Source organism: Hydrogenophaga sp. Root209 (assembly GCF_001428625.1).
Classification (GTDB): Bacteria; Pseudomonadota; Gammaproteobacteria; order Burkholderiales; family Burkholderiaceae_C; genus Hydrogenophaga.
This window is the reverse complement of the sequence record NZ_LMIE01000007.1, coordinates 36,774-49,552: the sequence shown is the minus strand read 5'-3', so window position 1 is coordinate 49,552 and position 12,779 is coordinate 36,774. Positions and strand designations below refer to the sequence as shown.

At 65.7% G+C, this 12,779-nt stretch carries 12 protein-coding genes; 7 read left to right on the top strand and 5 right to left on the bottom strand.

Annotated elements, in window-relative coordinates:
- Positions 1 to 22 precede the first annotated feature (22 nt).
- Together ASE11_RS07685 and ASE11_RS07680 are read left to right on the top strand one after the other, a co-directional pair.
- The gene (locus ASE11_RS07685; RefSeq protein WP_056268894.1) at positions 23 to 1,675 is read left to right on the top strand and encodes an AMP-binding protein; all 1,653 of its coding nucleotides are present in this window, start codon (positions 23 to 25) and stop codon (positions 1,673 to 1,675) included.
- A gap of 29 nt (positions 1,676 to 1,704) precedes the next feature.
- Entirely contained in the window at positions 1,705 to 2,490 is a 786-nt protein-coding gene (locus tag ASE11_RS07680) for an enoyl-CoA hydratase/isomerase family protein (protein WP_056268892.1), read from the top strand.
- Between the two features lie 42 nt (positions 2,491 to 2,532).
- Here ASE11_RS07680 and ASE11_RS07675 read toward each other — a convergent pair whose 3' ends face one another.
- A complete protein-coding gene (locus ASE11_RS07675) occupies positions 2,533 to 3,936 on the bottom strand; it encodes a PLP-dependent aminotransferase family protein (protein ID WP_082585597.1) in 1,404 nt (467 codons plus the stop codon).
- Between the two features lie 167 nt (positions 3,937 to 4,103).
- Between ASE11_RS07675 and dctP the strand changes: the two genes are divergently transcribed.
- The 5 genes from dctP to ASE11_RS07650 all read left to right on the top strand — a co-directional run bounded on the left by dctP (position 4,104) and on the right by ASE11_RS07650 (position 8,881).
- Positions 4,104 to 5,150: a TRAP transporter substrate-binding protein DctP gene (dctP, locus tag ASE11_RS07670; RefSeq protein WP_056268890.1), complete on the top strand. Its 1,047-nt coding sequence runs from the start codon at positions 4,104 to 4,106 to the stop codon at positions 5,148 to 5,150.
- 67 nt (positions 5,151 to 5,217) lie between these two features.
- Positions 5,218 to 5,748 carry a TRAP transporter small permease subunit gene (locus tag ASE11_RS07665; RefSeq protein ID WP_056268888.1) on the top strand — a complete coding sequence of 177 codons (531 nt, stop codon included), beginning with the start codon at positions 5,218 to 5,220 and terminating at the stop codon, positions 5,746 to 5,748.
- A complete protein-coding gene (locus ASE11_RS07660) occupies positions 5,745 to 7,061 on the top strand; it encodes a TRAP transporter large permease (protein WP_056268886.1) in 1,317 nt (438 codons plus the stop codon). Before ASE11_RS07665 ends, ASE11_RS07660 begins: the two co-directional genes overlap by 4 nt.
- A gap of 32 nt (positions 7,062 to 7,093) precedes the next feature.
- The gene (locus ASE11_RS07655; protein ID WP_056268884.1) at positions 7,094 to 8,371 is read left to right on the top strand and encodes a hydroxymethylglutaryl-CoA reductase, degradative; all 1,278 of its coding nucleotides are present in this window, start codon (positions 7,094 to 7,096) and stop codon (positions 8,369 to 8,371) included.
- Between the two features lie 135 nt (positions 8,372 to 8,506).
- Positions 8,507 to 8,881 (top strand): hypothetical protein, encoded by a 375-nt coding sequence (locus ASE11_RS07650; protein WP_056268882.1) that lies wholly within the window; start codon positions 8,507 to 8,509, stop codon positions 8,879 to 8,881.
- Positions 8,882 to 8,932: 51 nt separating this feature from the next.
- Here ASE11_RS07650 and ASE11_RS07645 read toward each other — a convergent pair whose 3' ends face one another.
- The 4 genes from ASE11_RS07645 to ASE11_RS07630 all read right to left on the bottom strand — a co-directional run bounded on the left by ASE11_RS07645 (position 8,933) and on the right by ASE11_RS07630 (position 12,716).
- Positions 8,933 to 10,195 (bottom strand): glycerophosphodiester phosphodiesterase family protein, encoded by a 1,263-nt coding sequence (locus ASE11_RS07645; protein WP_082585596.1) that lies wholly within the window; start codon positions 10,193 to 10,195, stop codon positions 8,933 to 8,935.
- 99 nt (positions 10,196 to 10,294) lie between these two features.
- Positions 10,295 to 11,083 (bottom strand): phosphonate ABC transporter, permease protein PhnE, encoded by a 789-nt coding sequence (phnE, locus tag ASE11_RS07640; protein WP_056268880.1) that lies wholly within the window; start codon positions 11,081 to 11,083, stop codon positions 10,295 to 10,297.
- Positions 11,052 to 11,837: a phosphonate ABC transporter ATP-binding protein gene (locus ASE11_RS07635; RefSeq protein WP_056268878.1), complete on the bottom strand. Its 786-nt coding sequence runs from the start codon at positions 11,835 to 11,837 to the stop codon at positions 11,052 to 11,054. The genes phnE and ASE11_RS07635 overlap by 32 nt, the downstream gene beginning before the upstream one ends.
- The gene (locus ASE11_RS07630; protein ID WP_056268875.1) at positions 11,838 to 12,716 is read right to left on the bottom strand and encodes a PhnD/SsuA/transferrin family substrate-binding protein; all 879 of its coding nucleotides are present in this window, start codon (positions 12,714 to 12,716) and stop codon (positions 11,838 to 11,840) included.
- Positions 12,717 to 12,779: the final 63 nt, after the last annotated feature.

Sequence of the window (12,779 nt, the reverse complement as noted above, 5' to 3'; positions counted from 1 at the left end):
CTTCTTGCAGGAACAACGCTCCATGATTGAGATACGCGAAACGTCCACGGTGGGCGAGGTCTTCTTCGAAGCAGCGCTTCGGTATGGAGACCAGCTTTTTCTGGCGGCACCCGCCAACCCTGCCCGGGCCAGCGCACCCCAGGGCCTGGAGTGGACCTATGCCCAGACGGCCACCATGGTGCGCAGCCTGATGGAGCGTTATGCCAGTGCAGGCTACGGCGTCGGGCACCGTGTCGGAATGCTGCTGGAAAACCGGCTGGAGCATTTCCTGCACAAGCTGGCGATGAACGCATTGGGGGTGTGCTGCGTGCCCCTCAACCCCGATCACCGACCGCAGGAAATGGCCTATGTGGTCGGGCATGCCCAACTCGATCTGGTGGTGGTGCTGGACCATCTGCTGCCTCTGTTGCAGCAGGCGCTGTCACTCGGCAGCCAAAGGCCCGCCGTGGTGACACTGCAGGAAGCCGATCTTCCACTGCCCCGCGCCCGGCAACCCGCCACCTCCACCGTGGTCGAGGCCGCCTCGGTGGCCAGCGTGCTCTACACGTCGGGCACCACCGGGCGACCCAAGGGATGTCTGCTGTCCCACCGCTACGAACTGGCGGCCGGGCGCTGGTATGCCACGCGCGGGGGTCTCATCGCATTCGGTGAAGCCTGCGAACGCATCTACAACCCATTGCCGGTGTTCCACGTCAATGCATCGGTGTTCTCCTTTTACTGCGCACTCCTCAAGGGCAACTGCCAGGTGCAGACGGACCGTTTCCAGCCGTCGCGCTGGTTCAACGAGGTCCACGAATCACAAGCCACTGTCGTGCACTACCTGGGCGTGGTGGTCCCCATGTTGCTCAACCAGCCGTCGCATGCCCTGGAGCGCAACCACCGGGTGCGTTTTGCCATCGGTGCCGGGGTGGACCCTCAACGCCATGCGGCGTTTGAACAGCGCTTTGGCTATCCCCTCATCGAAATCTGGGGCATGACGGAATACGTCCGTGCCATCTTCGATGCCGAGGAGCCCCGACAGGTGGGCACACGGGCGATCGGACGCGCCCAGCCCGGGCTGGAGGTGCGCGTGGCCAGCGACGCAGGCGACGACCTGCCCGACGGCACGCCGGGGGAACTGCTGGTGCGCCACTCGGCGGCCACCCCGCGCAAGGATGCGTTCAGCGGTTACCTGCACGACGACGCTGCAACGGAAGAAGCCTGGCGTGGTGGCTGGTTCCACACCGGCGACATCGTGGTGCGCGATCCGGACGGGTTGCTGCACTTTCTGGAGCGGCGCAAGAACATCATCCGGCGCTCAGGCGAGAACATCGCCGCAGCCGAGGTCGAGGCCGCGCTGCAGGCCCACCCTGCGGTGGCTCAGGCGGCCGTGCTGGCGGTCAAGGACGAGGTGCGTGAGGAAGAGGTCCTGGCGTGTGTCGTTCTCAAACCAGGGTATGCGGCCCGCCCAGACCCAAATGATCCGCTGGTGCAGGGGTTGTTTGAACATTGCAACAGCCTGCTGTCCTATTTCAAGACACCGGGCTGGCTGTTCTTCAGCCAGGAAATTCCCACCACCAGCACGCAGAAGGTGCAGAAGCACCAGCTGTTTGCTGACGTTGTGGACCCGCGAACCGCCCCTGGGGTGATCGACCTCAGGCATCTGAAAAAACGCGACAAGCCGCCCGGGACATGAGCCCCCTGGCCAATACCGAGGAAACCCACATGACCGAACCCCATGTGTTGACCCGCACCGAAGGCGCGGTCGGCGTGATGACCTTCAACCGCCCGAAGACCATGAACACGCTGGACGTCCCCATGGTGCTGGCCATGGAGGAAGCACTCGATCAACTGGAGGCCGACCCCGCCGTGCGGGTGATCGTGATCACGGGCTGCGACGAACGCACGTTCATCGCGGGGGGGAACATCGCCGACCTCAACAGCCGCCGAGGCCTGGCGCATTACCAGGAATTTGCCGTGGTGCTGCACCGGGTGTTCCGCCGGTTCGAGGAAAGTGCCAAGCCCACCATCGCAGCGGTCAACGGCTGGGCCTTGGGTGGGGGCGCTGAATTCCTGTTGACCACCGACATCAGGCTCATGGCAGACGACGCCAAGCTGGGTCTGCCGGAAATCAAGTTGGGCCTGTTTCCAGGCGGTGGTGGCTCGCAGCGCCTGATGCGCCAGATCCCCTTGTGCCAAGCCAAGATGCTCATGTTCACCGGCGATTTCATCTCTGCCGCCGAGGCCGTTCAACTGGGGCTGGTCAACCGGGCGGTGCCTCGGTCGGACCTGATGAACGAAAGCATGGCCTTGGCGAACCGCATCGCAGACAAATCACCCTGGGCACTGCGGCTGCTCAAGAGCAGCATGCTTCATGGCGCGGACATGCCGCTGAGCTCCGCACTCGCTCACGAGATGGCCACCATCAGCCTGGTCCTGGAAAGCGACGATGCACACGAGGGTTGTTCTGCCTTTCTGGAGAAACGTCAGCCCAGGTTCCTGGGCCGCTGACGTACTGAACACCAGCGATAGCTGCCCGTGGCATGCGAATCCTCAGCCGGTTTGAAACAGGCGCAGGAAGCGTTCGTCACTGGCGTAGGCGATGTTCACACGCATGCACGGACGTGCGGAATGGCGGTCCGGAAAAAAGACAGAGCCTGGCGAGACGAAGATGCCTTCGGCGGCGGCGCGGCGCACCAGGTCGATTTCCGTTTCACCACCCGGCAACTCGGCCCACACGTAGTAGCCCCCTGTGTAGGGTGAAAGCAGCCGCAGGCCGGCACGTTCCATGGCCGGCAACGAAAGGCGTTGCGCGACATGGAGACGCGCCTTGAGCCGTGTGAGGTGCCGACGGTACTGACCCCCGTCGATGAGCTGGCTGACCACGCGTTCGACAAAATCCGAGGTGGAGACCAGCGTCACCATCTTGAGGTCGCACAAGTCGTTGATGATCGCGCTGGGCCCGGCCATGAAGCCCACGCGCAGGCCGGCTGAGAGCGTCTTGGAAAAGCTGCTCACGTAGATCACGCGGTCGAGCTGATCCAGCGCCGAGAGGCGTGGCGCACTGGCCGGCATGAGATCTGCAAACGGATCGTCCTCCACGATCTGGATGTCGTGTTGTGCGGCGAGTTGCAGCAGCCGGTGCGCCTTGGCCAGCGAGAGCGAACCCCCGGTGGGGTTGTGCGCGAGCGATTGCGTGAAGAACACCTTGGGCCGGTGTGCCGCCGCCAGCGCGTGCAACGCCTCCAGGTCAGGCCCGTCGGGCAGGCGCGGCACGCCCACCATGGTCACCTCGGCCAGCTTGAGCTTGCCAAAGAGCGGGTAGTAGCCCGGCGAGTCCACCAGCACCACGTCGCCCGGCCGCAAGAGCTGCCTGACGATCAGGTCCAGCGCGTGGTTGGCGCCCTGCGTCAGGAGCACTTGTCGCGCGTCGGCCTGGATCGATCGCTCATGCAGGAGGCGCGCGATGGTCTGGCGCAGTGGCAGGTAACCCCAGGGCGTGCCGTAGCCGTGTTCAAGCTGGTTCCAGGTGTTGGAGCGCACGCCGCGCAGATGGCGGCCCAGCTCCGAGCCTTCCATCCACGTGGCCGGGGGCCGGCCATCGCCCACGCGCACTTCGTAATGTTGCTCCAGTTGTTCGCGCAACAGCGAGACCACGTCCACCGCCTCGCTCAGGTGCGCCGCCGGCGCCTGAGCGCGCGAGCCCGTGGCCTTGCGCGCGAAGTAGCCCGAGCCCGGCCTCGACTCGGCGTAGCCACGCGCGATCAGCCGGTTGTAGGCCTCCACCACGGTATTGCGCGAGACGCCCTCCTTGTCGGCGCAGTCGCGCACGGAGCGCAGCCGCGTGCCCGCGGGCAACAGGTCGTGGTCGATGGCCTGCGCGATGCGCTTCACCAGCGCTTCCACCTTGGTGTCGGGCGAGGCATCGGCGTCAGAGAAGGGCGGGCGGTTCTGCAAGGCGCTGTCTCCATCAAACGAGGGGTACGGTTTTTCTGTCCGTCACCAAACTGTACCCTTTTGAGGTGATTCCCATCGATACACTTTGCCCGTCGTTGCCCTCGCCGGTGACGCCCACTGCCCGCCCAACCTGCGGGATGCACAACCAGATCGATTGGAGACAAGACATGACCCAGAAAACCGTTGCGCGGCGCGCGATGCTCAAATCCGCCCTGGCCGGGGCCGCCGTCGCAGGCCTGGCCGCCCCGAAACTGGCCAGCGCCCAGGCCACCGTGACCTGGCGCATGCAGGCGCTGTGGGACGGTGGCACCACACCGCAGAAGTTCGAGGAGCATTTCGTGGCCCGCGTGGCCGAACTCACCGGCGGACGCTTCAAGATCAACCTGTTCGCCGCCGGCCAGATCGTGCCGGCCGCCCAGGCCTTCGATGCGGTGCGCGGTGGCGCCTTTGAAATGATGAAGACCTTCGACGGCTATGAAGCCGGCAAGATCCCGTCGTTCGCCTTCACCAGCACGATCCCCTTCGGTTTCGCCGAGAGCGACGAATACGAGGCCTGGTTCTACGAGAAGGGCGGCCTGGAGATGGCGCGCCAGGCCTATGCACCGGCGGGCCTGCACTACATCGCCCCCACCGTGTATGGCCAGGAGCCTCTGCACTCCAAGGTGCCGATCCGCAAGATCGCCGACCTGCAGGGCAAGAAGGGCCGCTTCGTGGGTCTGGCGTCCTCGGTCATGGGCGCCTTCGGCGTGGCCGTGACGCCCTTGCCCACGGGTGAGGTGTATTCCGCGCTCGACAAAGGCGTGATCGACATGGCCGACCGCGGGGACCTCACCGCCAATTTCGAAGCCGGTCTGGCCGAGGTGGCCAAGTTCGTGATCGTGCCGGGCTTCCACCAGCCCACCACCGCCACCGCCTACGTGGCCAACCGCGCCGCGCACGACAAGCTGCCCGCCGAGTTCAAGGCCGCGCTGGTGGTGGCCGCGCGCGAGGTGTCGGGCTCGCTGCGCCAGCGCATCGTGGTCAACGACGCCGCGGTGCTCGCGAAGTACCAGGCCAAGGGCTGCGAGATCATCCGCTTCAGCGCGGCCGACGTGGCCGCCGCGCGGCCCAAGGCCATCGAAGCCTGGCGCGCCGCCACCAAGGGAGATGCCCTGGCCGGCAAGATCCTGGACAGCCAGATTGCCTTCATGAAGGAACTCGGCCTGCTGGCCTGATCGCACGCGCCCCGCGCTGCCTGCCGGTGGCGTGGGGGGCTCTCGTTCGCCCTTCAAGGAATTCGGTATGCCCGCCTGGTTGTCGGCGGCCACCTCGGCCGTCACGCGCCTGAACCGCGCCATCTTTCACGTCACCGTCTGGCTCATGGCCATCGTCGTGCCCGTCATGTTGTACGAGGTGGTGCGCCGCTACCTTTTCAACGACCCCACCGTGTGGGCCATGGAGCTCGCGGTGCTGCTGTTCGGCCCGTATTTCCTGCTGGGCGGCCCCTACCTGTTGCACCTGCGCGGCCATGTCACGCTGGACCTGGTTCGCCAACGCTTGAACCCGGCGTGGCAGCGCCGCATGGACCTGGTCAACTTCCCCGTGATCATCCTGTTCTGCGCCATCCTCATCTATTTCAGCTGGCCATCGGCCTGGAGCGCGTGGCAGTACCGCGAGACCAGCTTCTCGGCCTGGAACCCGCCCATCTGGCCGGCCAAGGCGGTGGTGCCGATGGCATTGGTGCTCATGCTGCTGCAGGCGGTGGTGGAGCTGTGCCGCGTGTTCTTCCGAACCGACGTGGAACCGTCGGCCGTGGAGGTGACGCACCCATGAGCCCAAACACCATCCTGCTGCTGATGTTCGGCAGCCTCACGCTGTTCATGCTCAGCGGCCTGCCGATCGCCTTCGTGCTCGGCGGCCTGTCATTGCTCTTCATCGTCACGCTGTGGGAGCCCAGCGCGGTCATCGTGCTGGTACTGCAGATCTACGACACCATGAAATCGGAAGCGCTGCTGGCGATCCCGCTGTTCATCCTCATGGCCTGCATCCTGCAACGCTCGGGCGTGATCGAGGACTTGTACAAGGCGATGGAGCTGTGGTTCGGCCGCCTGCGCGGCGGCCTGGCCATCGGCACCGTGATCATCTGCGTGGTCATGGCGGCCATGACCGGCGTGGTCGGCGCGGCCGTCACGGCCATGGGCATCCTGGCGCTGCCCGAGATGCTGCGACGCGGCTACAAGCCCGAACTCGCGCTGGGCACCATCTGTGCGTCGGGCACGCTGGGCATCCTCATCCCACCGTCGGTGCTGACCATCGTCTATGCCGTGACGGCGCAGGTCTCCATCGGCCAGATGCTGATTGCCGGGCTCGTGCCCGGCCTCATCCTGGCCGTGCTCTACATCGGCTACATCATCGTGGTCGGCTGGCTCAAACCCGAATGGGTGCCGCTGGACCCGAGCACACGGCAGGCGCCGTGGCGCGACAAGCTGGTGGCGCTGAAGGCGCTGGTGTTCCCCAGCCTGTTGATCGCGCTCATCCTGGGCTCCATCTTCTTCGGCATCGCCACGCCTACCGAGTCGGCGGCCGTGGGCGTGGCCGGCGCCATCATCCCGGCCCTGTTCAAACGCAAGCTGAACCTGCCCATGCTGAGCCAGGCCGGTGTGGACACGCTCAAGGCCACGTCGATGATCCTGTGGATCACGCTGGGCGCCAAAGCCTATGTGGCGATCTTCACCGGCCTCGGCGGCGCGGACACCCTGCTCGAATTCATCAAGGGCATGGAGGTCAACCGCTGGTGGATCCTGGCGGCCATGATGCTGCTGCTGATCTTCCTGGGCACGGTGCTCGACGAGCTCGGCATCATCCTGCTCACGGTGCCGGTGTTCCTGCCCATCGTGCGCCTGCTCGGCTTCGACGAGATCTGGTTCGGCGTGCTCTACGCCATCACCATCCAGATGGGCTACATCAGTCCGCCCTTCGGCTACACGCTGTTCTACATCAAGGGCACGCTGCCCAAGCACATCGGCATGGGCGCGGTCTACCGGGGAATCATTCCCTTCTTCTTCCTGCAGTTCGTCGGATTGCTGATCTGCGCCGCCTTCCCCGACCTCGTCACCTGGCTGCCGAAGCTCATGGCTTCGCGCTGAAGTCCGTTCCACACTTTTTCAAGGTTCGCACCATGAGCACCCTCAACCCCTCCAGCCGCATCGGCGGTTTCCACAAACTCGGCGTGGCCCAGCGCATCGAGCGCGTGGCGCAGTTCGCCGGCCTGAGTGCCGAAGACCAGGCCCAGCTGGCCCAGACCGGCAACCTGCCGGCCGAGACCGCCGACCACATGATCGAGAACTTTGTCGGCACCATGAACATTCCCATGGGCGTGGCGACCAACCTGCGCATCGACGGGCGGGACCGCCTGGTGCCCATGGCCACGGAAGAGTCCTCGGTGGTGGCCGCGGTGTGCAATGCCGCGCGGCAGAGCTACGACGCGGGTGGCTTCGTCACCTCGATGTCGGGCACGCAGATGATTGCGCAGATCCAGCTCACGGGCGTGAGCGATCCGCAGCACGCGCGCCTGCGCATCCTGGAGCGCCTGGAAGACATCCGCGCCATGTGCAACGCCTGCGACCCGGTGTTGGTGAAGCTCGGTGGTGGCTTTCGCGATCTGGAGGTGCGCGTGCTCGACACACGCGGCGGCGCCATGGTGATCACGCACCTCATCGTGGATACGCGCGACGCCATGGGCGCCAACGCCGTCAACACCATGGCCGAGAAGCTGGCCCCTCACATCGCGCAGTGGACCTCGGGCACCACCAACCTGCGCATCCTCTCCAACCTGGCCGACCGCCGGCTGGCGCGCGCGCGCTGCGTATGGCCGCTGGAGGCCATTGGCGGCGCCGAGGTGCGCGACGCCATGCTCTCGGCCTACCACTTCGCCGACGCCGACCCCTACCGCGCCGCCACGCACAACAAGGGCATCATGAACGGCGTGAGCGCCGTGGTGCTGGCCACGGGCAACGACACGCGCGCCGTGGAGGCCGGTGCCCACGCCTACGCCGCGCGCAGCGGGCGCTACGCCAGCCTCACCGCCTGGGAAGCCACCGCCAACGGCGACCTGGCCGGCACGATCGAGCTGCCCATGGCGGTCGGTCTGGTGGGCGGGGCGACCAAGGTGCACCCCACCGCGCGGCTGGGCCTGAAGATCCTGGGCGTGAGCACCGCCGAGGAGCTGGCCCGCATCATCGCGGCCGTGGGCCTGGCGCAGAACTTTTCGGCGCTCAAGGCGCTGGCCACCACCGGCATTCAGAAGGGTCACATGGCCCTGCACGCGCAGAACATCGCCATGATGGCCGGCGCCGTGGGCGACGAGATCGACCGGTTGGCCCAGGTGCTGGTGGCCAAGGGCATGGTGCGCATGGACGTTGCCGATGCCGAGCTCGCGCTGCTGCGCGGCCATTGAGCGCCAGCCCTTCGGGCGTGATGACTTCGGGATCGAAGTCGGTCATGATGGGCGCCGGACGCCGGTCCGCAGCACAGGGGTGATGCCCTCCAGCGGCCGACACCCGTTCATGTGACCACTGTGGGGCTGAATGCCATGGAGAAGCGAACCTTCATCGAGCTCACCATCAGCGAAAGCGACATCGTGTTTGCCGATTCCCCGCGCCGAATACTGGTCGATGTGTCGCACATCGCCACGGTAGAGGACATGGTCAGCAATCCCCATGGGGAATGCGTTGTCACGCTGCACGAGCCTCGGGACGAAACCGTTGAAAACGACACAGGCGAGCATGTGGTTCGCTGCGCCAGGAAGCTGATGACGCTGGACACCTACGATGACATCTGGCGCAGACTCTCCGCGTCAGCCGAGTTGTCCCCTTCGGGTGTTCCCACCCCCAGAAAGTTCGCCGATGACGCCATCGGGGGCGTCCGAGGTGGGCGGGGTCTGAAGCCTGAAGATCAGCCCGGTTGAACGAGCGCGCAGCCCCGCCATCGAAAGGAAAGCTGGCGGGGCCCAAGGCTCCTAGCGCTGGTTGGCGCAATTGGCGTAGAACGTGGTCGTGGCCGGCCAGTCCGAGAACACGCCGATGACACCCACGTCACGTGCGAGCACGTCGAGCACGCGCAGCATGTCGCCCTCGGTCTTGATGGCCGAGTCGAACGTCTGGTAGTAGAAGCCGTTGTTGCCATCGGCCAGCAGGCCCGAGCGCTCCAGGGACCAGGTGATGATGTCCAGGCCGGCCGAGCGGGCGTTGCGCGCGTGCTGCGAAGGAACGATCCGGCCCGATGCGTCGGCGCTCAGCAGCGCGAAGATCGGTGGCGCCACGATGTTGATGCCCTGGCTCTTGTAGTTCACCAGCTCGGCCTGGCTGGGAAGATCGGCCACGGTGTTGGCGTCGTCGAGGTACACCGCCTGGCGTCCGAAAGCGCGCTCGTTGCGCACCCAGTACAGCACGTCGCGCACGTCGAACGACTGCGCCCACACCCGGTTGGGATGCACGCCCGCGCGCTTGTATTCGTCGATCATCTTTTGCGCGTAGGCCTCTTGCGTGAACCCCTCGAAAGGCATGGTCACGCTGGCGCTCTTGAGCTCGGGCGTCATCTTCACGCCCAGCTGCTTGAACAGCTCGATGCTTTCCTGGTGCGTCATCAAGGTGCCGCTGGTCGGGCCCGAATACAGGTCGGTGCGCCAGTTGGCGGTCCCACCCAGGTATTCATCGACCGTGCGTGCACGGGGATTGAACGCATCCATCTTGCCGCGCAGCGTCTTGAACTCGGCCAGGGTGATGTCGCTGGTGCGGCATTCGGCGGTGGCCGGCGTCAGCAGGTTGCCGCTGGCGTCCAGTGTGGCGGGCACGAAGGCTTGCGTGCATTTGCTGGCCAGCGGTGTGGCCAGGATGTTGGTGGTGGTGTGGAGGTCGTTCTGCGCGTGGCGGCAGACCAGTTCCTTGTCCTTGGTGAAGGTCACATCGCATTCGACGATGCCGGCGCCCATGCGGGCGGCTGCCACGTACGACTCCATCGTGTGTTCCGGGAACTGCAGGGAGGCCCCGCGGTGTCCGATGGAGAAGTCCCGTGCCGTGAAATAGCCTTTGCGGGCGCACTGCTGCAGTTGCTGCTTCAGCGGGCTCTCCGACATGTCGTCCACCAGAAAGAAGGGGCGCTGACCCAGCTGCACATGGTTGGAACGCTCGACCTCGTGGATGTGCTTGTTGTGCCGTGGTGAAGCGGCAAGGATGGTGCTGGACAGGCTCAGCAGAACGCAGCCGAGAATGAAACGTCGCATGGTTACCCCTTGGGTGGATGAAGAAGGGTGAGCGCTGCGCGGGCGAAACGCTCAGGCCATGCTAGAGAGCGTGTGTGGCAGATTCATGGCAGAGCAGCCTTACATCACGCGCCTGCGCAGCACGGCGCTGACGCGTTCGACCACCAGCACCAGCGCGAAGATGGCCAGGATGATGGTGGCCGCCTCGTCGTAGCTGAACAAGTCCATCGCGACCTTGAGCTCGATGCCGATGCCCCCCGCGCCGACCAGGCCCAGAATGACCGAGGAGCGCGTGGCCTTTTCCAGGCTGAAGAGCGAGGTGTTGATGAACGAAGGCAGTGCTGCCGGAATCACCGCGCACATGATGATCGAGGGCTTGCTCGCGCCCATGGCCGACAGAGCCTCTTGCGGGCCGCGGTCCACCTCTTCCATGGCCTCGGCGAAGAAGCGGCCGCAGAACCCGATCTTGTCTACGATGAGTGCCAGCGTGCCCGCGAACGGGCCGAGTCCCACGGACACCACGAAGAGCAGCGCCCACACCAGATCGGGCACGGTGCGAAAGAACGCGATGAGCGTGCGCGCTGCGTGGTACACGGCCGGGTGCGGCGAGAGGTGCGGCGTGGCCAGCACCGCGATGGGCACGCTCAGCAGCACACCCACCACGGTTCCCACCAGCGCCATCTGGAAGGTTTCCAGCAGGGCGCGACCCACCGCCTCCAGCCGGGCGGTCGAAGGCGGCAGCATCTCGCCCACCAGGCGCCCCATCTGGGGAAAACCTTCGAAGAAGTCGGTGAGCGAGACACCCGTGCCCTGCAGGGACCACACGAAGAATGCGCCGGCAACGGCGCAAGCCACGAAGGTGCCTGCGCTCATGCGCTCAAAGCGCTGTGGCGGTGCGTGTGTCGGCATGGGTGGTCGGGGTGTCATAGAGGCGTCTGAGGACGAGCGCATCGGTCTGGTGGGACGGGGTGTCCTTGACGATGCGACCGCGGTTGAGAGCAATCACGCGGTCTGCGTAGCGCAGCGCGTGGCTCAGGTCGTGTGAGGTGAACAGAAGGGTCAGGCCGTCGCGCTCCACCAGGCTCGCGAAAAGCCCCATCACCTCGTCACCCGATACCGGGTCCAGGCTGGCCGCCGGTTCGTCGGCGACGAGGAAGCGCGGGCGTTGCATCAGCGCACGCGCCACCGCCACCCGCTGGGACTGTCCGCCCGAGAGACGATCGGCCCGCTGCAGCGCATGGTCGGCCAGACCCACGCGTTCCAGGCAATGCATCGCTTCCTCGCGCAACTGCCGGGGCGCCGTGCCCTGGAACCAGGCCTGGCCGACGGGCGCGCGGGTCAGCGCCCCGTGCAGCACGTTGGACAGCGCCGACAGGCGAGGCACCAGGTTGTGCTTCTGAAACACAAAACCCACCTGCGCGCGAAGCGCCCTGAGGCTTTTGGCCGATTGCGCGTGCAACGATTCGCCGAAGAGTTGCACCGTGCCCTGGTCGGGCGCGATCAGGTGCATGCAGCAGCGCAGCAGCGTGGATTTGCCCGCGCCGTTGGAGCCGATCAGTGCCAGCGACTGCCCGGCCGGCACCGCGAAGCTGATGTCGGTGAGGACCGGTGCACCGGTGATGAACGCCTTGCCCAAGCCGCGCACCAGCAGGTCGGGTGTCATTCAATCCCCCACGAAGGTGGCGAACTGCGACTGGCCGATGGTGGCGTACATCTTGCGCACGTAGTTGTAGTCGCTGTCGGCGACGGTGGGGATGAAGGCCATGCCCCGGAATTTCTGGTTTTCGTCAGGGCCCAGCAACACGGCGCTGATGAGCGCCTCGCTGTTCTCGCTGAACACCTTCTTCATGTTGCTCACGACCGCGTCGGGCACGTGGGCCCCGGCCAGCAGCACGTCGTTGGGCAGGTCACGGCCTCGGGCGATGACCTTGAACACCACGTCGGGAAACTTCTTGCTCAGGCCGGGCAGGTCGGTGCGGTTGATGCCGATGGCGGCCACGTCACCGCGCTTCATGGCTTCCACGGCCACGTTGCGGTTGATGTGCATCACCTGCAGGTCGCGCTGCGGCTGCAGGCCCAGGTCGGCCAGCACCTGGATGGGTGCCAGGTGGCGCGAGGTGGATCCCACGTCACCCAGGGCCACCTTCTTGCCCTTGAGGTCCTCCACGCCGTCCACGCCCGAGCCCACGAGCGTCACCACCGATCCGTAGTACTCCGGCCGGCTGAAACCCACGACCAGTTTGGCGTCGGTGCGCTTCTTGAACACCACGTACTCGGCCGGGCCGGTCAGCACGAGGTCGATCTTCTTCGCGTTCAGCGCTTCAACCGCCGCGGTGCGGTTGGGCACGGGAAACAGTTCGACCTTCATGCCCGACTTGTCGGACAGGATTTTCTGGAATGGTGCGTACTCGCGCTGGAGGTTCTCCAGACCAACGATGTCGGTCACGGCGATGCGCAAGGTTTGTGCGCTGGCGGCGAGGGTTGTGGCCAGGCCCAGCGTGAGGGTGGCCAGCAGGCGGGTGGCTCGGAACACAGATTTCATGGGGGGTTTCTCCAAGTTGGTTAGACAACTTCACTAGGTTCGGCCCGCCGCATGACAGCCCCG

What these genes read in the sequence shown, in the direction of transcription:
- ASE11_RS07680 (WP_056268892.1), top strand. Translation starts at nt 1,705, where the DNA reads ATGACCGAACCCCATGTGTTGACCCGCACCGAAGGCGCGGTCGGCGTG.
- ASE11_RS07650 (WP_056268882.1), top strand. Translation starts at nt 8,507, where the DNA reads ATGGAGAAGCGAACCTTCATCGAGCTCACCATCAGCGAAAGCGACATC.
- ASE11_RS07635 (WP_056268878.1), bottom strand. Translation starts at nt 11,837, where the DNA reads ATGACACCCGACCTGCTGGTGCGCGGCTTGGGCAAGGCGTTCATCACC.
- ASE11_RS07660 (WP_056268886.1), top strand. Translation starts at nt 5,745, where the DNA reads ATGAGCCCAAACACCATCCTGCTGCTGATGTTCGGCAGCCTCACGCTG.
- dctP (WP_056268890.1), top strand. Translation starts at nt 4,104, where the DNA reads ATGACCCAGAAAACCGTTGCGCGGCGCGCGATGCTCAAATCCGCCCTG.
- phnE (WP_056268880.1), bottom strand. Translation starts at nt 11,083, where the DNA reads ATGCCGACACACGCACCGCCACAGCGCTTTGAGCGCATGAGCGCAGGC.
- ASE11_RS07685 (WP_056268894.1), top strand. Translation starts at nt 23, where the DNA reads ATGATTGAGATACGCGAAACGTCCACGGTGGGCGAGGTCTTCTTCGAA.
- ASE11_RS07655 (WP_056268884.1), top strand. Translation starts at nt 7,094, where the DNA reads ATGAGCACCCTCAACCCCTCCAGCCGCATCGGCGGTTTCCACAAACTC.
- ASE11_RS07630 (WP_056268875.1), bottom strand. Translation starts at nt 12,716, where the DNA reads ATGAAATCTGTGTTCCGAGCCACCCGCCTGCTGGCCACCCTCACGCTG.
- ASE11_RS07645 (WP_082585596.1), bottom strand. Translation starts at nt 10,195, where the DNA reads ATGCGACGTTTCATTCTCGGCTGCGTTCTGCTGAGCCTGTCCAGCACC.
- ASE11_RS07665 (WP_056268888.1), top strand. Translation starts at nt 5,218, where the DNA reads ATGCCCGCCTGGTTGTCGGCGGCCACCTCGGCCGTCACGCGCCTGAAC.